Raw genomic sequence first — 21,947 nt, 5'->3', positions numbered from 1 at the left:
GACAGCGCAGAGACCCACGCCCGTCTCACCCTGACAGGTTGCCTGTTCAACAAGGAGAATTTATGGCATTTCGGATAATTGAGCTCACGCAAGGCAACCTTACCCATGACCATCTGTACCTCAGCAGTGTTATTGACATGTTCCCAGCAGAATCTGTTGGCGGTCATAATCAGTGTGAATCCGGCGCAGCGTTGGAGATTCACTGTGGGATCGCGGAGCCAGTATTTACCGACATCGCCGGCGATAAGAAAATTTTCAGAAAACGTTCCTGGGTGCGGGAGTTTTTCCAAGCCCACGGTCTGGCCGCTGGCAGTAAGGTCGTGATTGAAAAAAACGGTGTTAACCGCTACCACATTTACCCGGTACGAGCCTGATGCTCTGCAGCGTCACTGCCTATGCTTGGCGAGTCGGTAATGGCAGGTAGCCCGAGCCGCTAGTGCGTAACCGTCCGGCCAAGTCACCTACCCAGCCCCGCAAAGCCAAGACATGGTGTGCACTTAAATTTAAGTGGGCACCAGTTCTAGCCTTTTAAGCGGGTATTTCATGCAGCCAACACGCCGTTCCTATTCCAAGTCCTTCAAAGCCCAGGTCATTCAAGAGTGCGCCCAGCCCGGCGCTTCGATTGCCAGCATTGCGCTCAGCCATAGCCTCAACGCAAATCTCGTCCACAAATGGATTCGGGTGCAGGCGCAGAGAAGCACCGTGCTGCAACCTGCATTTATTCCATTACCCATTCCGTTGGCCGGAGCAAGTTCGCTCGCAACGTCATCGAATATCTGCGTTGAGATCCAGCACCCACGCGGCACCGTTAAAGTAAACTGGCCAACTGAAAGTGCTGCTGTCTGCGCGACCTTTCTTCGAGACCTGTTGCGATGATCCGCATCGACGCCATCTGGCTCGCCACCGAGCCCATGGATATGCGTGCTGGTACCGAGACCGCGCTGGCCAGAGTCATTACGGTATTCGGTGCGGCGAAGCCGCACTGCGCTTATCTGTTTGCCAATCGACGGGCCAACCGGATGAAAGTGCTGGTGCATGACGGGATCGGCGTTTGGCTGGCGGCACGCCGGTTGAACCAGGGCAAGTTTCAATGGCCAGGCATTCGACAAGGTAGCGAGCTGGAACTGGATACCGAGCAACTTCAGGCCTTGGTACTTGGTCTGCCGTGGCAGCGCGTTGGCGCTGGCGGTGCAATCACGATCCTTTAAAAAGGCTGTAACTAACGCTTGGGCCTGCTGCCGTAGGCGGTCTGCTTTGGTAAAATCCACGGCATGACTTCCTTGCCCAACCTCGACCAAATGACCCCCGACCAACTGCGCGCCCTCGCTGCGAAGTTGACGTCGAAGGTCGATACCATGGGCAGAAAGATCCACCGCGATCAAACCATCATCGAACAGCTGACCCACGAGATCGCGATCCTCAAGCGGCACAGGTTTGCCAAGCGCAGCGAGCAGATCAGCCCTGAGCAAGGCAGCTTGTTCGACGATCTGCTGAACACTGATCTTGAGGCTATCGACGCTGAGCTGACGGCACTGCGTCCGGCTCCGGCTCCAGCAGAGGTGCGCCAAAAACCAAAGCGCGCACCGCTGCCGCCGCAGTTTCCACGCACTTTCATTCACCACGAACCAGAAAACACTCAGTGCACTTGCGGTTGCCAACTTCAGCGCATCGGCGAGGACGTCAGCGAGAAGCTCGATTACACGCCGGGCGTGTTCACCGTCGAGCAACATGTACGTGGAAAATGGGCCTGCCGTCAGTGTGAAACGCTAATCCAGGCACCGGTGCCAGCCCAAGTGATCGACAAGGGCATTCCGACCGCCGGTCTGTTGGCTCATGTGATGGTGGCGAAGTTCGCTGATCATCTGCCGCTGTACCGGCAAGAAAAGATCTTTGGCCGTGCAGGCCTGGCGATCCCGCGTTCAACGCTGGCTCAGTGGGTGGGCCAACTGGCGTACAGCTACAACCGCTGGTGGATGCACTGCGCGAAGCGGTGCTGGCTCAGCGAGTCGTGCATGCAGATGAAACGCCGGTGCAGATGCTAGCGCCCGGAGAGAAGAAAACGCATCGCGCTTATGTCTGGGCTTATTGCACAACGCCGTTCTCGGCCCTCAAGGCGGTGGTCTACGACTTCAGCCCCAGCCGCGCCGGCGAACATGCGCGTAACTTCCTGGGCACCTGGAACGGCAAGCTGGTCTGTGATGACTTCGCGGGTTACAAGGCCAGCTTCGACCTGGGCATCACCGAAATCGGCTGCATGGCGCATGCCCGCCGTAAGTTCTTCGACCTGCATGTAGCGAACAAAAGCCAGTTGGCCGAACAAACGCTGCACTCAATCGGCGGGCTGTACGAAGTCGAACGGCAGGCCAAAGACATGAGCGATGAAGAACGCTGGCGATTACGCCAAGAAATAGCGGCGCCCATTGCACAGAAGTTACATGAGTGGATGCTGGGTCAGCGCGACCTCGTGCCCGAGGGCTCGGCCACGGCCAAGGCTTTGGATTACAGCTTGAAACGCTGGGTAGCGCTGACGCGCTACCTGGACGATGGAGCTTTGCCCATCGACAACAATCAGGTCGAGAACCAGATACGGCCATGGGCACTTGGACGTTCCAACTGGCTATTTGCCGGGTCGCTTCGCAGTGGGAAACGGGCTGCGGCGATCATGAGTTTGATCCAGTCAGCGCGCATGAATGGGCACGATCCGTATGAGTATCTCAAAGATGTGCTGACGCGGCTGCCGACGCAGCGGGCGAGTCAGATTGACCAGTTATTGCCGCATCAGCGGGTATCTGCCTGAGTCACACAAGGTGACTTTGGAAGATGCATACAAGGTGCGAGTAGACAGAGTCTCGGAACGCCGGTTGGCGATAGCACTTCGAATTAATCGTGCCGAACATTACCAGCTAATTAGTCGTGGCCTGCTTGACTAACGGATATCAAGCCTTGAATTCGTTTTGAGCTGCCTCGCCAGTGATCGCTTGCCGTATCGCGCGCACGTCGCGGGCAGGCGAAGCGCCGAATTGTCGCAAATATTCGCGGCTAAACTGTGAAGCGCTTTCATATCCCACAGCGAACGCCACATCAGATGCGCGGTGCTCGCCAGCAAGCAAAAGCTGCCGAGCTTCCTGCAATCTAAGCAGTTTCTGATACTGGATCGGACTTAGGCCTGTCATCGACAGAAAGTGGCGATGAAGGCTTGCTCGGCTCATGCCACTTGCGTCGCACAAGGCCTCGATGCGCAGTCGAGTGTCGTAATTGTCCCTGATCCAGGCAACAGCACGACGGATACTGCCAAGTGCGCCATCGGGTTGCGCAATCTGCCGCAGCAGCCGCCCCTGAGGGCCCAGTAGAAGACGATAAAGCAATTCCCGTTCAACCATGGGGCCGAGAACTGGGATATCGGCAGGCGTGTCGAGCAATGACAATAGGCGTAGCAACGTATCGCGAAGCGAAGCGGTCATCGGGTTAATCGTGATGCCAATTCCTGTTTGTGAACTCTCGCGAATCGGCGGCATGTTCGCCGCCAGTTCAGCCAATATGGCCGGATCCAGCACGAGCGATACCGCAACGTAGGGCTGTCCGTCTTCAGCATCAAAAATCTGGCCGATCAGAGGCAGATCCAGAGCGCTGATGAGATATTGTTCGCTGCCGTAACTAAGAAGATTGTCGTTAATAGAAACGCTCTTAGAGCCCTGTAGGATGAAGCAGATCATTGAGCGATAAAGACACGGCGCCTTGTCTGTAGAACCTTGGCCAACACAGAGATCCACACGCGGGATCCGCGTGGCGGTCAAACCCGGTGGCGCATGGCGCAGGGCTATATCAAGATGCGGTGCAAGATCTCTATTCATGCGCCGATTATGACCAAGCTCCGACACCATGCAAGCGGATTGATATAATCAGGCAATAAATTGAGCTTATTGGGTTTGGGTTGCATGCCCGTCATTGCTTATCTTGGGCAGGTCAAGAAACCGCTGAAAGGCGTGCCTAACTTAGCAGAGACAGTCCATGACCAATCAGATCGCACTCATCACTGGCGCCAGCCGTGGCCTTGGCCGCAACATGGCCCTTCACCTCGCCAAGCGCGGCGTATACATCATCGGCACTTATCGCAGCGGCGCGGCAGAAGCCGAATCGCTGATGCGGGAAATAGAAGCGCAAGGCGGCAAGGCAGCGATGCTGCCGCTCGACATCACCGATACTGCCAGCTACCAGGCTTTTTCAAACGCACTGACTGATATTCTGAAAACCGACTTCGGTCGCGAGCGCTTCGACTTCCTCGTCAACAATGCCGGCAATGGCCTCTTTGCGAACTTTATTGACGCAACCGAGGATCAGTTTGCCTCACTGATCGCCACGCACCTTCGCGGCCCGATTTTCCTGACTCAGAAGCTATTACCGCTCGTGGAAGATGGCGGTCGTATCCTGAACGTATCCTCCGGCTTCGTGCGGTTTACTTTGCCAGGGTACAGCGTTTATGCAGCGGTAAAGGCGGCAGTCGAAGTGCTGACCCGATACATGGCTGTAGAACTGGGCTCGCGCCAGATTCGAGTGAATGCGATTGCCCCAGGTGCCATCGCAACCGATTTTGGCGGTGGTGCAGTGCGTGACAACAAGGATGTGAACGCCTACGTGGCGCAGGGCATCGCGCTGGGGCGTGTGGGCCTACCGGACGACATCGGCGGTGCGGTAGCTGCCATCCTGTCAGATGACATGGCCTGGGCTAATGGGACGACTTTTGACATCTCGGGCGGGCAGTTGCTGTAGCCACAGCCGGATTAACTCCACCCCGTCACTGGCTTTTTCGAGAGACCACCATGCCGCACGCTCAACTAACGCTCATCAGCCATCCTCTGTGCCCGTTCGTTCAACGAGCGGCCATTGTGCTACTGGAAAAACATGTGCCCTTTGAGAGGATCAACATTGACCTCTCAGCGAAGCCTGCCTGGTTCCTGGCGCTTTCGCCGTCGGGAAAAGTGCCATTACTCGGGGTGGCGCTAGCGGACAGTACGCACGCAACGTTGTTTGAAAGCACGGCTATCTGCGAATACCTAAACGAAACGCAGGGTGGCGCCAGTCTTTATTCCGATAATGCGCTGTCTCGTGCCCAACAACGTGCCTGGGCAGAGTTTGGCGTGGCGGCGCTCTCCGATGCCTGGCAGTTCCTAAATGCCAAAGATCTGGAAATGGCCGACAGCAAGAAAACTGCCTTTAGAGATAAATTGCATCAGCTTGAATCAAAGCTTGATCAAGGGCCCTATTTCTCAGGATCATCGTTCAGTATGGTCGATGCGGTGTTTGCGCCTATTTTTCGATACTTCGACTTGCTGAGCCCAGTCGTCTCCCAGCCGATCTTCAACGATCTTCCCCGCGTATCGGCCTGGCGATCTTCATTGGCGGACAGGCCAAGTGTCATGTCTGCCGTGGGAGAAGATTACGCCAATCGACTCCAGCAGCATCTCGTTAACCAGCAGTCACTGCTGTCAGGTTCGATACGTAACGACCTTCTAGCAGGCTTGAGTAGATAGGATCTCAAATACTACGGAGAACCACTGCAAGAAAGTGTTTTCGCCGCACTGCCTCATTTCATTTGATAGAGGACACCTCCATGCCAACACCAATCGAGAATGTCACCGCTTTTTTTGCTGCTTATCCTGAAGATGGCGGTAGGGTTGCCATACGGCGTTGGTTCACGCCCAGCACGGTTTGGGTCAATGAAGGTGTGGCCACTACTACCGGGATCGATGAAGCGATTGCGTTCATTGATGCGCTTGAGAAGGCCTCGGGCATCGCTACGGTGCGCTTTGAAATGCTCGCCATCGCCGCTGACGGTAACAAGGTGCTTACCGAACGGCTTGATATGTTCGAACGCGCTGATGGCAGCCAGGTCGGAGCGCCAACGGTAATGGGAATACTTGAGCTTGACGGCGATCACATCGTCGCTTGGAGAGATTATTTCGATGTCAATTTCGCCCAGAAGATCTCCGATAGCTAATTAGTATCGCAGCTACTGAAGCTTGGTAACCACGGTTTTGCGGGCACGGCGTTTGGAACAACTTGGGCTCACGAAGTTGGGAGCAAGAGATCATTGGCTTTGGATCGGATAGGTGTGTTGGCCGGACGCTTACGCTAGTGCGCTCTACAAGCGGTAAATACGACTTCCGCTTGATCCGATCATACCTTGCTTGTTGAAGGTCAAGCTCGCGTCCGGAGGAGGATGGGGCAGATGGTTCTAACTCAGGCCCTACCGGCCATCTAGGTAGCAGAGCTAAGCAGCTGTCTCCGCTCCTAGGAGTTGCTTCAACTCAGGAAAGCCACGACTCCACGACGTCCGAACCGTACTCAGCTTTCCACGCCTTCAGCGTCTTGTGGTTACCACCTTTAGTCTCGACGATTTCACCTGAGTGTGGATTCTTGTAGAGCTTCACCGCACGCGCCCTGCGTGTTTGTTTCGACGAAGCCACAGGAGCACGGCCACCTTTGGCTCCAGCCTGCGGAGCGATGATCGCGATCACGTCCTTCAGGCTCTTGTTGTACTCACCCAGGAGAGCTCGCAGTTTGGTCTCAAACTCAATTTCTTGCTCCAGGCCCTCGTCGCCTTTCATAGCCTCCAGAGCGGCCAACTGTTATGCGAGGTGGCGTTCGAGCTGGCGGAATTCAGCAAGTTTTGACATGGGTGCTCCGAATGATAGGCAGGAAAAATTGGTAGGAGGTTAACATCGTCCGGCCATCATGGATGAGAGCTTTCGAGACCAGGCTGATGCAGAATGAGAGCGGTGATGATGCCGAGTTACGTATGTGTGAAATACAAGGTTTCCGCTCTGACTGGTTCGTCGCTAGAGGTGGCGCTTAGGTTGATTAACCCCGAGGTGATTTTGCATGCTGAGATGTTGCTTCGCCGTAGTTGCGCTTAGTCTTGTGTCGAATGTCAGCATCGCCTCCGAAGGTGATGATCAGGCCAAGTCATTTGCCAAGATCTACGCATCGCTCTGCCTGAAAAACCTTCAGGATTTAGAGGCGCTTCGCGAAAAGCTGGCACCGTTGCCGAAGCTTCCACCAGACAAAGCAGCTTTCTTTCTCTCGGGCAGACAAGGCGAAGTCTGGCCTGTGCCCGACAAGCACGGAACGTTTGTACTATCCCTTCTGAACGGAAAGAACTTCTGCGCAGTGCATGCCCGTCGAGCGAACACTGAGACGGCAGCTAGGCTGTTCACTGCGCTAGTGGCTAACGCTCCCCCTCCAATTACCGCAAAGCTGGTACAGGATGAGCAGAGGCATACCGCCGCAAGCGGGACGGTACATACCATATCGTATGAATGGTCGGTTCCGAACGCGCCCCGGAAAATGGTGTTTACGATTACAACTGCCCCATCTGAATCTGCAGGACTCCAGGTGCTTGGCTCAGCAGCGCTCATTACCCCGTAAACCAGTAGGGCGAAGCGGCTGCTTTCGCAGCACTGCATTTCGATCTCCGCGAGCTAAGGGATCGTATTCGTGCAGGTGGACGCGGTGACTCAGCGGCCAGACAACTCAAGGTGTCCATCACAGCTAAGAAGCGCCAATAGTTTTTCGGGGCCGACATCCACCGGGACTAGCCACCAGTTCGTCGTCCTATCGTAGTTAGCGCCCGGCAGGATATGCACCGTGTCGCCTTGTCGTGGCGGGTGCCTTTCGAAGTACGCATCGATTGAGCTTTCAAAGAAAGCCTGCCCTTCCTGGGGACAGTACATTTCACTGCTGTCGTCACATCCTGACAGCACGGTGACAGCTATTACAGCCAGCCAATGGCCGATTCGGTGCCGAGGCCTTGCGATCATCCTATTCATTAAAGCAATTCAGTCCTGATTGATTGTTCGACTTCACGCGAGACACGCAATGGCACACGCAGACGGTTAGTCCCGAGCGGCTCACCGCTGCGACGCTTAGCTATGTCGTCGGTTCGGCTTACTGATGATCATCGCCTTCCCTCTGTTGCCATCCCGATTGTAAGCTGGCCAGCACTATTCCCGTAAGCCAGCGCTAAACCAACGCAAACGCAGGGCGACGGGTGAACAGGATGCACCAAAGGCCTAAAGCGTTGGGGGCTAGACAGGTCAGGGGGCTGCCTGTCCTCTGGAATTCAGATTGGGCTGGCTGGCATCGTTGGCTGATCTTCCGTGGCGAAAATTCGTAGCCGAGCTTGGTTTGGCTGAGTCACCCTTGTAGGGTGCTAAGCCTAACCCGCCTTAAAGGACTTGGTTATGGCTGGAACCTTCGCATACCGATGTGAATGCTGCGGCGAAATTCATGAGGGCGCCCCGTCGTTTGGTTTTGACGCTCCCGACTATTATGCGCACCTTACTGAAGAGCAGAAGGAATCGTATGGCTGGATCACCGATGACCTGTGCAAAGTCACGTTCGAGGGACACACAGATTATTTTATCCGCGCGATTCTCGAAGTCCCCATCCATGGCGTGACCGAGCCCTTTCTGTGGGGCGTCTGGGTTTCTGCATCGCAGCAAAGCTACGACCGCTACGTTGAAACCTTCGATGCTCCGGCGGCAGGTGACGGGTTCTTTGGTTGGGTTTCAAACGCCATCCCTTGGTACCCGGAAGCAGGGAATTTAGCCGCCAACGTTTATGTGCAGCCGGACGGAAACAGACCGATAGTGCGTTTGCACTCAGGCGGTGAGGATGATCATCCTTTGATCCGGGATCAGGAAGCCGGGATATCCATGGCTAAAGCTCAAGAGATTGCCGAATTTGTGATTCATAGACATTGATTTATGATCTCCAGGCTTAAGCGAGAATAGCCAGCGAGGTATGCAAAGCGGCAAGCCCATCAAAGCCGCCATGTTGGCTACGGTGGCGTAGTCACCGACGCTGGCGAGCCACTCGGAGTTTGATCAGCAAGGCACTTAAGCTATAACAGAGTTGCAAAGTGTCAGCCCGGGAGCTACTAGGAGCTGTCTTGGGTCATGTTCTGGGGTAGCAGGCGACCAATACAGCTTCACGGCCCTTACTTTGATTTGTTTCTACCTTCCCGCCCGATTGCCTCCTGGTGACCAGCGTCAGCAAACGGCTTACAAATTGATGCTTCGTGTCTATCGAACGCATCCACTATTCAGTAACTGCGCAGTACAGCCGCTGTCTCCCGTCCAAAGGCGTTGCAGCCAAGCAAGCCTCCGATATCGTGGGTTCGCTTGCTGGGATCCTCTAGTACGACATCTACTGCCCTAGAGATGGCGGCAGCCGCTTCTAACAACCCTTGGTGTTCGCGACGTTCGCCAATCCAACCAAGCAACATGGCGACAGATAGAATCATCGATACTGGGTTGGCTTTATCCTGGCCCGCAATGTCGGGTGCAGACCCATGTTGGGCCTGAGCGCAGCAGTGTTTGTCGCCGGCCATTATCGACCCAGCGAGACCAAGGCTGCCTGATAGCTCACTAGCCAAGTCGCTAAGAATGTCGCCGTAAAAATTGGTAGTTACCAGCACATCGAAACGTTCCGGATTGCGTACCAGATGCGCAGTACACGCATCTACCAGCAAGTCATCCAGATGTACTTCTGGGAAGTCGCGGCTGACGTCGCGTACACACTCCACGAACAAGCCATCGGTCATGTGGAAACTGTTGACCTTGTGGACAGCAGTCACCTTCTTTCTTCTTACCGATGCAAGCTCGAAGGCGCGGCGGGCGATTCGTTCACAGCAGTGACGTGTGATCTTGCGGGTAGACAGTGCCATGTCTGGCGTCGGCATCACCTCACCCCAGCCCCGGCTCATATTGCGATCAGGATAAAAACCTTCGGTCGCCTCTCGCATGATCACAAGATCCATGGTTCTCCCTTCGCGCAGGTTCGATTGCAAGAAGGGACGCGTTCTGGCAGGCCGGATGTTCGCATAGAGATCCAGTCCTGTACGGAAGGCAGCGGAGATATTACGCCCTCCTTTTTCTGGTGCAGGATAGTCGGCATGGGATTGGGTACCGAGGATGATGCCATCGTACCCCTTCGCTTTTTCCAATACTTCATCCCGCAGAGTGGTGCCGTGCTCCTTGAGACTGGCGAAGCCGATGACGTCATGATCAAAGCTCAGCCCTAGCCCGAACCTCTCATTAGCCGCTGAGAGGACGACCAGAGCGCACTCCACGATTTCGGGCCCGATACCGTCACCAGGTAATACTAATAAACGCATAGCCTTAGCTCCTTGGCCGGCACGAAGCACCAGCCGAGTTCGTTTTTTTACGATGCCACTGAGTACAGTGGGAACAAGCCCAGTAACATTGAAGACATCATGATGAGTAAGGAAAGCGCCAGTGACCATTTGAATGTGTACTTCTGATGGTCACTGAATTCCACGCCGGCGAGACCTACAAGCAAGTAGGTGGAGGCTACCAGAGGACTAAGCAGATGCACCGGCTGACCTGCCATAGACGCACGCCCGATTTCCGCTGCGGAAATGCCGTAAGCCTCAGCAGCATGAGCCAGCACCGGAAGCACGCCGTAGTAGAAAGCATCGTTGGACATGAAGAAGGTGCCCGGAATGCTAAGCAAGGCGGTAATCGGTGCTAAATAGGCACCCCACGATTCAGGTAAAGCCCACAGGAGCGTATCGGACATGGCTTTTACCATCCCTGTCCCGGACAAGATGCCCGCAAAAATACCCGCTGCTAGGAAGATGGCTATCTGATTCAGTGCGGTCGGGGCATGTGCGGCAATACGCCGACGTTGGTCATCAATGCTGGGGTAGTTGATTACCAAAGCGACCGAGAAAGCCATCATGAACAAGATCGGCAGCGGCAGAAGCTCCACCACCAGGCAACCCATCAACGTCACGGTCAGAATTGCATTGAGCCAGAACATTTTAGGGCGACGCAACTCAGCGTTTTCCGCGCTGAGGGTCATCAGGTCAGACATGTCTTCATCTGCGCCCTGGGCGTAACGACCGCTTCGTTCAGTGGGTAGCTTTAGCGTACCTAACCGTCGGCGCTCTTGTATCCCCAGGTAAAAAGCCAGCAGAACTACGCCGGCAAAGCTAATGAGCATTGATGGAATCAAAGGCAGGAACAACTCAGTAGTTTCGACTTGCAGCGCCGCAGCGGCGCGTGCGAGCGGCCCTCCCCAAGGCAGTAGGTTTGTCACGCTCGCGGCCAGTATCACCACGCAGGGAAGAATCAGTGGATTGAGTCCAAGCCTCCTGAATAATGGCAGCATGGCTGTAAGCGTAATCATGTATGTCGTAGATCCATCGCCGTCGAGGGAAACCATGCCAGCCAATATTGTCGCAAACACTACGGCTTTGGCGGGGTCGCCTTTGATCAGACGAATGAACGTTTTGATAATGGGATCGAACAGGCCGGTATCGAACATCATCCCGAAATAGAGGATGGCGAACATGACCATCACTGCGGTGGGTGCGACCTTGCGCAGCCCCTCGATCATCATGGTGCCCATGTCGCCTGTGAACCCAGCCATCATGGCAAAGATGATGGGGATGATTGTCATAGCTACCAAGGGTGCAAGCCGCTTGGTCATGATCAATGTCATGAACACTACAATCATGCCGTAGCCAAAAAAGGACAGCATTGAATTCTCCTGATCAAGATTATTTTTATAAGGAGGTAGTTACGCAGAGCCCCGGCTTCACGTCATGTGCAACCCGCCGTTCACGGCGAAATCGGCACCTGTGACGAACGAGGATTCTTCTGACGCTAACCATGAACACATCGCCGCGACTTCTTCGGGTTTACCAAGACGTTTCATCGGGATGTCTTCCACGATTTTGTCCATCAGGGACGTGTGGGTGATCGATTTGAGCCGCTCGGTGCCTATGTAGCCTGGGGAGACGGTATTGACGGTGACCCCACGGTGGGCAACCTCCCTAGCAAGGGCTCGAGTGAAACCACGAATCGAGGATTTTGCCGTGGTGTAGTTCACCTGGCCGATATGCCCCAGTTGTGCATTAACCGTTGAGATATTGATAATCCGTCCCCAGCGTCGTGAGCTCATGCCGTCAACAACTTGCTTGGTCACGTTGAACAGCGAGTTGAGGTTGGTATCAATGACGGTTTGCCAATCATTCGGAGACATGTCCTTGAAAACCACATTGCATGTGGTACCGGCATTGTTTACCAGCACGTCGATAGGGCCCACTTCGCTTACGATCCTGTCAAAGGCGGCCACTGTAGAATTCCAATCTGCTACGTTGCCTTCACACGCAATGAACTCAAATCCCAGCTTCTTGTTCTTCTTCAACCAAGCGTCCTTGATCGCAGAATCTGGCCCGCAGCCAGCTACGACAATGAAGCCGTCTTTATGAAGTCTCTGGCATACAGCGGTGCCAATTCCGCCCATACCACCTGTTACGAACGCGATTCGTTTGGACATGAGCAGTCCTCCTAAGTGACAAGGTGCATCGGAAGTTTGGGCGTTTACCGGAGCTCTTCGTCGGATGTAGTTCGGTAATTCGCATACCGGTTACCGCTACTAGACGAAGGCCTAAAAGGTCACCCGGCGGTTCGGCCCGGCAGGCGGTTGCCGATAACTCAGTGGAGGGAAATTGATCCGGCGTATCTGGAGGAGTCTATCCACGGGCGAGTCTCTTTTATTGTTTTCATGAACTGGCTGAGTCTTCATCCTAGGGGCGCGCACACGACATTTGAATTGGTCATTAGGTAACGTAGCCTTCTCCAAATGAGAATGCTGGGGACAGTCGGACGGTGATATCGATCAGAAACTAGGGGCTGCGTATAGCAGCGTCGCTCAGTCAAACCATCGCACCGACGCTCGCCTTGAGACTTGATGGGAAATCGGTAGCGAATCCGAGATATTAATGCGAAGGCCTGCCGCTCAGTGGGATTCGTCGGGGCTGCCACACGTTAGAGAGGAGTGGAGCAAATCGCTGTATGCCTGCCAGATGGAATTGAGGCACTACCACGAGCCTTAGGTGGGACAGGTGGGTAGCAGCTGCTCTGTGAGCGCAGCCGCTGCCAGTACCCAACAGACGCCAGAGATAGCGTCCTTACTGAGAAATAACGAACGTAGGTAAGGATGACCAAGAAAGGGCTGAGCGCTTGCCAATAGCGGAGCAAGCGCTGAGCTGACGCTTTATGCACGTGCAGCGAAGCGTGGAACGCTTTCTGTGTGCAAACGAATAGATTGGCAATGCGATAATCCGCAAAATTCCTCCTGCTTTCGCTTCAGGAGGCTCCACTCAGCACCGTGATGCTCATTGGCGCTGCTCGTTCAGCGTTGGCCCCACGCGGACATCTTCCTGGCCGCTGGCACGTAATGCATCTGCAACAAAACCGCTAGATATCTTCTGATCCAAAAATGCTCGTACGTATTCAGCTCCCGCCGTACGTCCTTTTGGTACGGCCATCGCCTGGCGGATTTCAGTGAAGCTGTCCGGCAATACGCGATAGCCTTCGTTCTTATCTGCAAATGCCTCTAAGGGCTGCCGAACGCCAGCGGCGGCCTCAAGACCCTTTTCCAAAAACCACTCCACCGCTGCAGCGGATGTCGGTGCACGAACCAGTTCTGCAGCCGTCAGCGTACGGGTTAGGTACAAGTCGTAGGCCGCGCCTTTACCAACGGCAAGTCGCGCACCTAGGTGATCAAGTTCGGCTACGGCTTGGTACGCGCTTGCGTCACGTACCAAGTAGGTTCCTTCAATGATGACGTAGGGATGACTGAACTCGATTTCCGCTGAGCGTACGGGCTCTATGGCCAGGAACGCCAGATCCCAGATCGATTCGGTCAGGGCTGCGAATACTTTGCCTGCAGCATCGAATGTCACGAATTCGATGGCCACGTTCAACTCGTCTGCCAGGGCTTTGGCTAGGCGGGCAGATACTCCAGCAGGGGTTCCGCTCATGTCGCGCTGAGCCAACACCGGATTTCCATAGTTGATGGCAGCACGCAAGACACCTGTAGGGGCTAGGTCAGCGAGAACGCTTGAATCTAAAGTAGTCATGGGTGCTTCTCTGCAATGGTTGGGTGCTTATGGTTTGGAGCGTCGTCGTTGTGGGTTCGCATCAACAGCGTCATAACGAAGGCTACTGCCAACAGACCGCTAAGAAACAGCAACCCCATCGAAGCGCTGTTGGTCGATCCTTTGATCATGCCTATCGCAAAAGGGCCGACGAAACCCCCAAGATTACCAATCGAGTTGATCACAGCTATTGAAACGGCAGCAGTAGATCGGCTTAGGAAAAGCGTTGGAAGTGCCCAAAAAGGCGACTTGAAACTGTAAAGACCTGCTAGAGCAAGGCTGATCATGGCGACGGCGACGATTGGACTGCTTACCATGCTCGCGCCTACCATTGCAGCCGTTGCGACAGCCAATGGTATAGCGCAGTGGAGCTTGCGTTCACCATGCCGATCAGAGCTGCGTGACCAACCTATCATCATCAATGTTGCGAAGATGTAAGGCACCATCGCGATCATGCCGATTTGGGTATGGGTCAGGGAATCCGAGAACCCCCTAATGATTTGCGGCATCCAGTAACCGACCCCCAAACTGCCACATTGATACACAAAATAGATGAAGGATAAGTACAGCACTTTAGGATTGGTCATGGCCTTCAATGCGCCAAAGTTCTTCACATTCTTGCGCGACTGACGATCACGTTCCAGTTCGGCTAGTAGCCATTCTTTTTCATCGCGTTTAAGCCATTTCGCCTGCTCTGGTTTGTCCGTCAGATAGAAAAAGCATGCCACGCCCAGGAATACCGCAGGGATGCCTTCCAGAAACAGCATCCAGCGCCAGCCGCTCCAGCCGAACCAATGAATGTTGTCCATGATCCAGGTGCTGAGGGGCGCGCCTATGATGTAGGAAACGGGAATCGCTGCGGTAAAAAGCGCGACCGTAGTGGCTAGCTCCTTGGAGCGAAACCAATAAGTGAGATAGACGATGATGCCTGGGAAAAACCCGGCCTCGGCAACCCCGAGTAGAAAACGCAAGACATACAGATGCGTAGATGTCTCCGCGAATGCCGTGGCGGCGGCGATAATGCCCCAGGTCACGAGGATGCGGGCTATCCATACCCTGGCACCGTAGCGATTGAGCAAAACATTACTGGGGACTTCAAACAGAAAATAACCGATGAAAAAAATCCCGGAAATAAATCCGAACGCCTCACTGGTTAGCGCCAAATCTGCGTTCATCTGGAGCGCGGCGTAACCAATGTTGGCGCGATCCAGGTAGGACACGATATAGAGCAGGAACACGAAAGGGATGATACGCAGCGTAACTTTGCGCACCACCGACTTTTCGAAGGCTGAGCTTTCAGTAGACATAGGGCCTCACGGGGCCGCTTCGAGGCGGCCTGCATTGTTCTTGTTCGTGGTTGTAAGCGCGTTATCGAAAGAGCCGGCAACTAGCTCTTGCAGGACATCAACATCGTTGCGAGGGGGAAAAAATCATGCACACTGGGCTGCCAGTGGATGTCTGAAAACCCGTGGCCCGCAACGTGCCCTGCTCTTGATCTACGGCAAAGGTGACGATGCTGTCGCTGTCTTCATTCAGCGCCATCAGATAGCGCCCATTAGGAGTCAGTGCAAAAAAGCGCGGCGTACATCCTCCGCTATGAACCGCCTCCTTGAAGCCAAGCAACCCGTTTAGAGGGTCGACCGAGAAGACGGCAATACTGTCGTATCCACGATTTGATGCGTAGACAAACCGTCCATCACGATCTACTTGAATTCCTGCTGCTCTGCTATTGCCGGTATAGCTTTGTGGCAGCGTAGACAGAATTTGTTTTGGGCTAAGTGTGCCGCCCTCGGCGTCGTAATCGTAGGTGGTGACAGTCGAGTCAAGCTCGTTGACCACGTAGTAAAAATCCCCTCCGGGGTGAAAGGCCACGTGACGAGGCCCGGCTGTTTCACGAGTAGCAACTGCCGGCATCGTGGCGGCGCTCAGGCGTCCAGCGGAGAAGCGGAAAGAGAAAACTTTGTCCAAGCCTTTGTCCGGTACGATCACGTACCGACCATGGCTATCAAATAGGCTGTAATGGGGCTTGGCATGGGGCTGTTCGATCCTGTGTGGCCCTGGCTCGCCCACCACCTCTAGCAACTGGCTCAATGGAGCAAGGCTGCCGTCATCCTGAACTGGAAAGACGGCAAGGCTAGCGCCTATGTGATTGGTAACGACCAGATACCGCTCTGATGGATCCAGCGCCAGGTGTACCGGGTTCTTACCTTGCGTACTCTGCGTATTCAAGAAGGTCAGCTGCCCGGTGCGTTTGTCGACGCGGAATGCGCTCACATCGCTCTGATCGCCGTGAACTGTGTAGAGCGTGTCTGCGCTGCGATTGAGTGCGAGGAATGATGGATTGACCAAGTCACGTACTACTTGAACCAGCTCCAAGGTTCCTTCGTCCTGATTCACGGCGTAGACACTTATACCTTCTCCACGCGCGTTGCGCTCGCGAGTGGTGCGGCTACCGACATAGGCGTACATAGCATTCTCCATGGTCAATGCCATCAGGCGTGGGCAGGGCTGTCTGCGCGGCGAAGCATCTTGCGCACCACGTATGGCAGTATTCCGCCTTGAGACAGGTAGATGAGCTCCTGGCGGGAGTCGAGCTTGAGCTGCAGATCAACATGTTGCTCCTGCTTACCAGCTCGCTCGATACGCAAGGTGACGATGTTCACGCCAACAGCCAGTTGCTCGAGCCCTTTGAATGTCAGCTGTTCATGCCCTTCGAGCGACAGATTCTGAGTGCTAGTACCCTCGACAAAGGTCAGCGGCAAAATACCCATTCCGATCAGATTACTGCGGTGAATTCGTTCGAAGCTACGTGCTACGACGGCACGCACTCCGAGCAATGCCTGCGCTTTCGCTGCCCAGTCGCGGCTGGAGCCAGCGCCGTAGTTAATTCCGCCGAACACAACCAGCGGTGTCCCCTGTGCCAAGTAACTCGCAGAAGCCTCATAAACTGGCAGCACCTGTTGACCATCTGCTGTCCATGCCCAGGCTCCTAAGCCAGGCTGCTCACCGAGTAGCAAATTGCGCACCGAGCGGTTGGTGAATGCACCCCGCAGCATGACCTCATGATTACTACGTCGCGTTGAGTATTGGTTGAGGTCGACTGGATCTTCGCCATGCTCAATAAGCCACTTTCCGGCTAGACTATCTCTAGGTATAGAACCAGCGGGCGAGATGTGGTCGGTGGTGACGTTGTCGCCCAAAACCATGAGAATCCTGGCATTGTCGATTGCCAAGGTTTTTGGTGGCTCAGCTTCAATACTTTCTAAGTAGCGTGGCCGGCGAAGATAGGTCGAGGCCGGATCCCATGGAAACTGGGTGCTTCCTGCTGCACTGAGCGCCTGCCAATGGTGAGTTCCGTCCCATACGGTTCGCAGACGCTCCGCAAAGAATTCTGGCTTTACTACGCGGCTAGCGAGTTCGGCAACTTCTTCATCGCTTGGCATGAGCTCGCTGAGATATACGTCCCGTCCATTGCTGTCTTGGCCCAATGGCTGATTGACCAGATCAACATGGATATCGCCCGCTATGGCGTACGCGACCACCAATGCAGGGGAGGCAAGGTAACCTGCAGGCACCTTGGGGTTCACCCGTCCTTCAAAATTCCGGTTGCCCGACAGCACGGCTACGCCCTTGAGTCCCTGTTCAGCAAAGGCTTCGACGTGATATTCCAAGCTGCCCGAGTTACCAATGCATGTCATGCATCCGAAGCCTGCAAGATCGAAGCCCAGGGCGGCGTAGTCCTCTAGCAGTTTGGCTTCACGCAGGTAGTCGGCTACTACTTGGGAGCCTGGCGAAAGGGAGGTCTTCACCCACGGTTTGCGGGTAAGTCCCATATTCCGTGCCTTGCGTGCCAGTAGGCCAGCCTGAATCATCTGTGCCGGGTTGGCCGTATTTGTGCAGCTGGTGATAGCCGCGATGACCACCGCGCCGTGGCCAATAGGCTCTCCAAAACTTGGCTCATCAAATTGTTCAGGTGCGGTAGTTGCGATCAACTGAGCGCCGATAACGTGCTCGTCAAATGACGAACCTGCCTGAGCTAAAGGCTGACGCTGATGAGGCTGGTGCGGGCCAGCAACGCTTGGTTCAAGGCTTGCGAGATCCAAGTCGATTACATCTGCAAATATAGGCTCTGGTGCGTGCGAATGGCGCCATAGCTGCTGGGTTTCCATATAACGCTCAGCTTTAGCGCGCAGGGCTGGTGAGCGACCGGAAAGCTTCAGATAGCGGGACGTCTCGTTGTCGAACGGGAAAAACACTACGGTGGCGCCGTACTCAGGCGCCATATTGGCTACTGTGCCTCGGGTAGCCCAAGTGAGATTGTCTAAGCCAGGGCCGCAGAACTCTACAAACTTACCGACCACTTTGCGCTTGCGAAGAATCTCGGCAACGTAGAGGGAGAGATCTGTCCCTGTTACGCCAGGGCGCAGCGCATTGGTAAAGCGGATGCCAACCACTTCCGGAAAACTGATGGGTACCGGCTCTCCCAACATGGCGGCCTGACCTTCAAGCCCTCCAACGCCCCAGCCAAGGACACCGATAGCGTTGATCATGGGGGTGTGGCTATCGGTAGCGACCATATCGTCCGGGTGCAACAGACGTTCGCCTTCCGGGCCTACACTCTCCCAGACGACTTGGGCCATCGCCTCCATGTTCATCTGATGGATGATGCCAGTGCCTGGAGGAATGACCTTGAAGTTTTCCAGGCTCTTCTGGGCCCATTTGATGAACTGATAGCGCTCGCCGTTGCGGCGGAAGTCGATGTCCAGATTTGCTTCTACTGCATCTGGATCGGCATAGCGCTCGACGATCACCGAGTGATCAATGGCTAGCACAGCGGGAATGACCGGATTCACTCGCTCAGGATCACCACCTAGCTCCGCTACCCGGTCTCGCATCCCCGCAAAGTCTGCAAGCGCAGGCAGGCATGTGGTGTCATGGAACATAAGACGATTGGGGAAGAACGGAGCTTCACAGGCCGGCCCTTTACCAACAGCACAAGCTAGTACCGATTCGAGAGCTTCAGGCGAGCAGCGTGCTACGTTTTCCAGCAACAAACGAATCGAGTAGGGAAGGCTCTCTAACTCTGACTGGGTCAGAAGCTTGCGAAGGTCAACGTAGGAGTAACGCTCTTCAGCTATATCGAGAAGACTAAAGTAAGACTTGGCGGTAAGGGTCATGATTGTCTCGTGCTTGTACGGGCAATCTGATGCCCTAATGACCCGATCCTATGGGCACAGAAGGTAAACGAAAATTGGTCATTCGCCAAGCCAGCGTTCGTGAGAGGAGAACGCTCCGTTAGGAAGACACCATTGATGCCATTAGTGATTCTTTCCCAAATGTTCCACGAGCGTCCTCACCGTTGGCGACAGCAGCTCTGAGCTCCTCATTCCAATTACCAGACTGCGCCTCGCCCATGATTCGTCAAGGAGCGTCATCTTGAGTTTTAAAGGGCGCAGATATTGCTGGATAGCTGCTTTAGGCAATATCGCGATCCCCACCTTGGCGCTCACCAGTCGACACATACATTCGAAGCTGCTGACGCGAACGCGTACACGCATTTCTCTCCCTGAGTCCGGCTGTTGCTGGGCGAACAGTGTGTAGAGAGAGCTGTCGAGGTGAGGGCCAACGAATTCATGCTCCAAGGCATCCTGAAATGAGATCTTTCCCTTTTCAGTCACGGCATGATCACTCGGCGTTACCACAACGAGTTGATCCTGGCGGTAAGGGAGAACCTCGAGACCTGCGGCAGGGGTGTGCTCCGCGAATATACCGAGATCAGCCCGGCCTTCTACCACGGCCTTCACTACAGCCGAGCCCACACGTTCTTCTATGTCGAAATTAATGAGGGGGTAGCTGGCTAGAAAGCGCTCCAAGTCGGTGGGGAGAAATTGCGCCAGCGCAGATGTGATGGCGTGAATCCGAATATGACCCTTCACGCCGGCAGAGTAACTGGCCAACTCTTCGTCCATGTGGCCGAGCACCGAACGCAGCTCACGCGCGTAGTGCAGAACCGACTGACCAGCAGGTGTCAGATCTACCCCTCGTGCATAACGCAGCAGCAAGGCCGAGCCAACCTGTTCTTCTAATTCGGCTATACGTTTGCTTACAGCCGATACAGCCAAGTGTAATCGTTCAGCGGCGCGGGTAAGGTTGCGCTCTTCGGCCACAGCGATGAAAACGTCCATTGTGATGAGGTCGTAGCGCATTCATTCCGTACCTTTTCGATGGTCTGTTGCAGAATACCTACCTAATGCCGCTAGCGGTGAATACATGCTGGCAAGCTCGAGTTATGGTGCTTATGCATCGATCAGCATCTGCTCGTGATTGCCCCTGACCGTAAAGAACCATGGCTCGCCCAGCAGCTTGAGACCATCTAAGGCGCCTGGCCCTCGGTCGATCAGATCTCCTACGGCGATCACACGATCCACCGTGCTGTCGAAGCCAAGCGCCTTCAGCCCCTTGTGCAGGTCAATAGTCTTGAAGTGAATGTCACCGACGACGAAGTCACGCCCTTGCTCGTTCTGAGACAGTCTCAATACTTTGCGACTTGTTCGCGCGTGACCTCCATCTGGGAAGCAATCCATTGATGCCAAGGCGTTATTGTCTGACGGGCGACGGCTAAACGCCAACGATACTAGCCCCCAACGTAGCAGGTAACGGTGATCAGAAGCCCTGTAGAATTTGCGAGCTAAATACCGCCTCTGAGATGTTCTATGTCCCCTGAATTAACTGAAGAAGAAATGCGCCGTGCCCTGTTCGGTACAGCTCAGCCCGAAGAGCAGTTTTCTGCTCCTCCCGCGTAGGAGCCCATGCCAGAGGTTGTGTTCACGAAGCCGACTGTCGTTCCTGCAGCGAAGATGAAAGCTGCGAAAGCGTTTACGCCAAGGCTGAGGGTCACGTTCAAGGTCGGGAATGAATTCGAAGGGAAGACGTACGAAATGTAACCGTCCGGGCAAGTCATCTAGCGTAGCTGGCTCTATTGTTTTACGAGATTGCGCAACGATGAAGCTCAGCCCTCAATGTCGATCAGGGACTGCCGGGCATCATCACCCCAGTCAGACCCGATCAAAGCACTTTCTCGTGCTATCAACAATTGAAACGCTTGAGATTCCTTTCAAGCGTTGCTGGATAACTTAAACTTGCCGACTACGCTGCGAAGTTCATTAGCGAGCAATGAAAGCTCGTCAGCCGTTACGGCGTTGTCCTCTACGCCTTTCATGACGATTAAGCTGCTGTTTCGAATGCCGATGACGTTGCGATTGATATCCTCTGAGACCGAATGTTGCTGCACCGCCGCACTTGCAATCTGAGTGTTCATGCCCACAATTCCGTCTACTGCTTCATTGATCTGGTTCAGGCTGCCAGACGCTTGGCTCGCTGCCTGAATGCATTCCCTAGCTCGGGTTTGCCCAGCTTTCATCTGTTGAACAGCGGCATCAGTAGCGCCTTGCAACTGTTGGATGATCCGTCGAATTTCTTCTGTGGAGTTTTGTGTGCGCGAGGCCAGAGTCCGCACTTCGTCAGCCACGACCGCGAAACCACGGCCTTGCTCGCCAGCTCGCGCCGCCTCGATGGCCGCGTTAAGGGCCAGCAGGTTAGTCTGATCCGCGATGGTACTGATGACCTCGATGACACCACCGATTTCTTTGCTGTGTGTCGCTAACGCTTCGACTTTGCTTGCACTGAGCTCCACTTCGTTGGCCAACGCCTCAATAGCGGCACTTGTTTCAATCATAACTTTCAAGCCGTCGTTAGACGCACTGCTTGCAGATTCAGCGGCACGTGCCGCGCCCTCGGTATTCTGGGCCACGTCGGCAACGCTCGCGGTCATTTCGTTGATGGCAGTAGCAACCTGCTCGGTTTCAGCCTGTTGTGAGTTCATTGAGGCTTTGGCTTGGCCTATGGAGATCTCTAGTCGCTTTGCCGCATCTGAGACTGAATGCGAGCTACGCTCCACCTGGCTCAGTGAGCC

Annotated in this window: 20 protein-coding genes and 2 pseudogenes; 10 read left to right on the top strand and 12 right to left on the bottom strand. The window is 54.8% G+C overall.

What is annotated here, in order from left to right; all coding sequences use genetic code 11:
- Positions 1–62 precede the first annotated feature (62 nt).
- The 4 genes and pseudogenes from IFT76_RS10940 to tnpC all read left to right on the top strand — a co-directional run bounded on the left by IFT76_RS10940 (position 63) and on the right by tnpC (position 2,797).
- A complete protein-coding gene (locus tag IFT76_RS10940) occupies positions 63–374 on the top strand; it encodes a hypothetical protein (RefSeq protein WP_192058349.1) in 312 nt (103 codons plus the stop codon).
- A gap of 169 nt (positions 375–543) precedes the next feature.
- Positions 544–876, top strand: a complete 333-nt coding sequence (gene tnpA / locus IFT76_RS10935) for an IS66-like element accessory protein TnpA (RefSeq protein WP_087673368.1) — start codon at positions 544–546, stop codon at positions 874–876.
- Complete coding sequence (gene tnpB / locus IFT76_RS20830) at positions 873–1,208, top strand: IS66 family insertion sequence element accessory protein TnpB (protein WP_140684503.1); 336 nt, start codon at positions 873–875, stop codon at positions 1,206–1,208. Before tnpA ends, tnpB begins: the two co-directional genes overlap by 4 nt.
- Before the next feature lie 63 nt (positions 1,209–1,271).
- Positions 1,272–2,797, top strand: a pseudogene (gene tnpC, locus IFT76_RS10925) (IS66 family transposase).
- A gap of 139 nt (positions 2,798–2,936) precedes the next feature.
- Here tnpC and IFT76_RS10920 read toward each other — a convergent pair.
- The gene (locus tag IFT76_RS10920; protein ID WP_087673365.1) at positions 2,937–3,851 is read right to left on the bottom strand and encodes an AraC family transcriptional regulator; all 915 of its coding nucleotides are present in this window, start codon (positions 3,849–3,851) and stop codon (positions 2,937–2,939) included.
- 157 nt (positions 3,852–4,008) lie between these two features.
- Here IFT76_RS10920 and IFT76_RS10915 point away from each other — a divergent pair, with 157 nt between their 5' ends.
- The 3 genes from IFT76_RS10915 (at position 4,009) to IFT76_RS10905 (ending at position 5,995) form a co-directional block, all read left to right on the top strand.
- Positions 4,009–4,767 carry an SDR family NAD(P)-dependent oxidoreductase gene (locus tag IFT76_RS10915; RefSeq protein WP_192058347.1) on the top strand — a complete coding sequence of 253 codons (759 nt, stop codon included), beginning with the start codon at positions 4,009–4,011 and terminating at the stop codon, positions 4,765–4,767.
- Positions 4,768–4,817: 50 nt separating this feature from the next.
- Positions 4,818–5,528 (top strand): glutathione S-transferase family protein, encoded by a 711-nt coding sequence (locus IFT76_RS10910; RefSeq protein ID WP_192058345.1) that lies wholly within the window; start codon positions 4,818–4,820, stop codon positions 5,526–5,528.
- A gap of 80 nt (positions 5,529–5,608) precedes the next feature.
- Positions 5,609–5,995 (top strand): limonene-1,2-epoxide hydrolase family protein, encoded by a 387-nt coding sequence (locus IFT76_RS10905; RefSeq protein ID WP_087673361.1) that lies wholly within the window; start codon positions 5,609–5,611, stop codon positions 5,993–5,995.
- Positions 5,996–6,305: 310 nt separating this feature from the next.
- On the opposite strand, the gene IFT76_RS10900 is transcribed toward IFT76_RS10905, so the two are convergent.
- On the bottom strand, positions 6,306–6,623 hold the full coding sequence (locus IFT76_RS10900; RefSeq protein ID WP_197976921.1) for a histone-like nucleoid-structuring protein, MvaT/MvaU family: 318 nt from the start codon (positions 6,621–6,623) through the stop codon (positions 6,306–6,308).
- A 256-nt stretch (positions 6,624–6,879) separates the two neighbouring features.
- Here IFT76_RS10900 and IFT76_RS21015 point away from each other — a divergent pair, with 256 nt between their 5' ends.
- Together IFT76_RS21015 and IFT76_RS10895 are read left to right on the top strand one after the other, a co-directional pair.
- A complete protein-coding gene (locus IFT76_RS21015; RefSeq protein WP_414704842.1) occupies positions 6,880–7,425 on the top strand; it encodes an NMCC_0638 family (lipo)protein in 546 nt (181 codons plus the stop codon).
- Between the two features lie 815 nt (positions 7,426–8,240).
- Complete coding sequence (locus IFT76_RS10895) at positions 8,241–8,762, top strand: DUF2199 domain-containing protein (RefSeq protein ID WP_192058343.1); 522 nt, start codon at positions 8,241–8,243, stop codon at positions 8,760–8,762.
- A 341-nt stretch (positions 8,763–9,103) separates the two neighbouring features.
- On the opposite strand, the gene IFT76_RS10890 is transcribed toward IFT76_RS10895, so the two are convergent.
- The 9 genes from IFT76_RS10890 to IFT76_RS10850 form a co-directional block, all read right to left on the bottom strand.
- Positions 9,104–10,177, bottom strand: a complete 1,074-nt coding sequence (locus IFT76_RS10890) for an isocitrate/isopropylmalate dehydrogenase family protein (protein WP_192058341.1) — start codon at positions 10,175–10,177, stop codon at positions 9,104–9,106.
- Between the two features lie 47 nt (positions 10,178–10,224).
- Positions 10,225–11,568, bottom strand: a complete 1,344-nt coding sequence (locus tag IFT76_RS10885) for a CitMHS family transporter (RefSeq protein WP_192058339.1) — start codon at positions 11,566–11,568, stop codon at positions 10,225–10,227.
- A gap of 57 nt (positions 11,569–11,625) precedes the next feature.
- Positions 11,626–12,369 (bottom strand): acetoacetyl-CoA reductase, encoded by a 744-nt coding sequence (gene phbB / locus IFT76_RS10880; RefSeq protein ID WP_192058337.1) that lies wholly within the window; start codon positions 12,367–12,369, stop codon positions 11,626–11,628.
- Between the two features lie 841 nt (positions 12,370–13,210).
- Positions 13,211–13,957, bottom strand: a complete 747-nt coding sequence (locus tag IFT76_RS10875) for a transporter substrate-binding domain-containing protein (RefSeq protein ID WP_192058335.1) — start codon at positions 13,955–13,957, stop codon at positions 13,211–13,213.
- Positions 13,954–15,282 carry an MFS transporter gene (locus IFT76_RS10870; RefSeq protein WP_192058333.1) on the bottom strand — a complete coding sequence of 443 codons (1,329 nt, stop codon included), beginning with the start codon at positions 15,280–15,282 and terminating at the stop codon, positions 13,954–13,956. Before IFT76_RS10870 ends, IFT76_RS10875 begins: the two co-directional genes overlap by 4 nt.
- Positions 15,283–15,379: 97 nt before the next feature.
- Positions 15,380–16,444 carry a lactonase family protein gene (locus IFT76_RS10865; RefSeq protein WP_192058331.1) on the bottom strand — a complete coding sequence of 355 codons (1,065 nt, stop codon included), beginning with the start codon at positions 16,442–16,444 and terminating at the stop codon, positions 15,380–15,382.
- A 23-nt stretch (positions 16,445–16,467) separates the two neighbouring features.
- Complete coding sequence (gene acnA, locus IFT76_RS10860; RefSeq protein ID WP_192058330.1) at positions 16,468–19,152, bottom strand: aconitate hydratase AcnA; 2,685 nt, start codon at positions 19,150–19,152, stop codon at positions 16,468–16,470.
- Between the two features lie 141 nt (positions 19,153–19,293).
- Positions 19,294–20,181, bottom strand: a complete 888-nt coding sequence (locus IFT76_RS10855; protein ID WP_192058328.1) for a LysR family transcriptional regulator — start codon at positions 20,179–20,181, stop codon at positions 19,294–19,296.
- Between the two features lie 90 nt (positions 20,182–20,271).
- Positions 20,272–20,511 (bottom strand): metallophosphoesterase, encoded by a 240-nt coding sequence (locus IFT76_RS10850; RefSeq protein WP_244647939.1) that lies wholly within the window; start codon positions 20,509–20,511, stop codon positions 20,272–20,274.
- Between the two features lie 177 nt (positions 20,512–20,688).
- Here IFT76_RS10850 and IFT76_RS20825 point away from each other — a divergent pair.
- Positions 20,689–20,916 (top strand): annotated as a pseudogene (locus tag IFT76_RS20825) (hypothetical protein); the annotation flags it as partial.
- Positions 20,917–21,089: 173 nt separating this feature from the next.
- Here IFT76_RS20825 and IFT76_RS21010 read toward each other — a convergent pair.
- Positions 21,090–21,806 (bottom strand): methyl-accepting chemotaxis protein, encoded by a 717-nt coding sequence (locus IFT76_RS21010; RefSeq protein ID WP_373271051.1) that lies wholly within the window; start codon positions 21,804–21,806, stop codon positions 21,090–21,092.
- Positions 21,807–21,947: the final 141 nt, after the last annotated feature.

Source organism: Pseudomonas sp. CFBP 13727 (assembly GCF_014841915.1).
Taxonomy (GTDB): domain Bacteria; phylum Pseudomonadota; class Gammaproteobacteria; order Pseudomonadales; family Pseudomonadaceae; genus Aquipseudomonas; species Aquipseudomonas baltica.
Note: the sequence above shows the minus strand (reverse complement) of the source record. Positions and strands in the feature narration are given on the sequence as shown.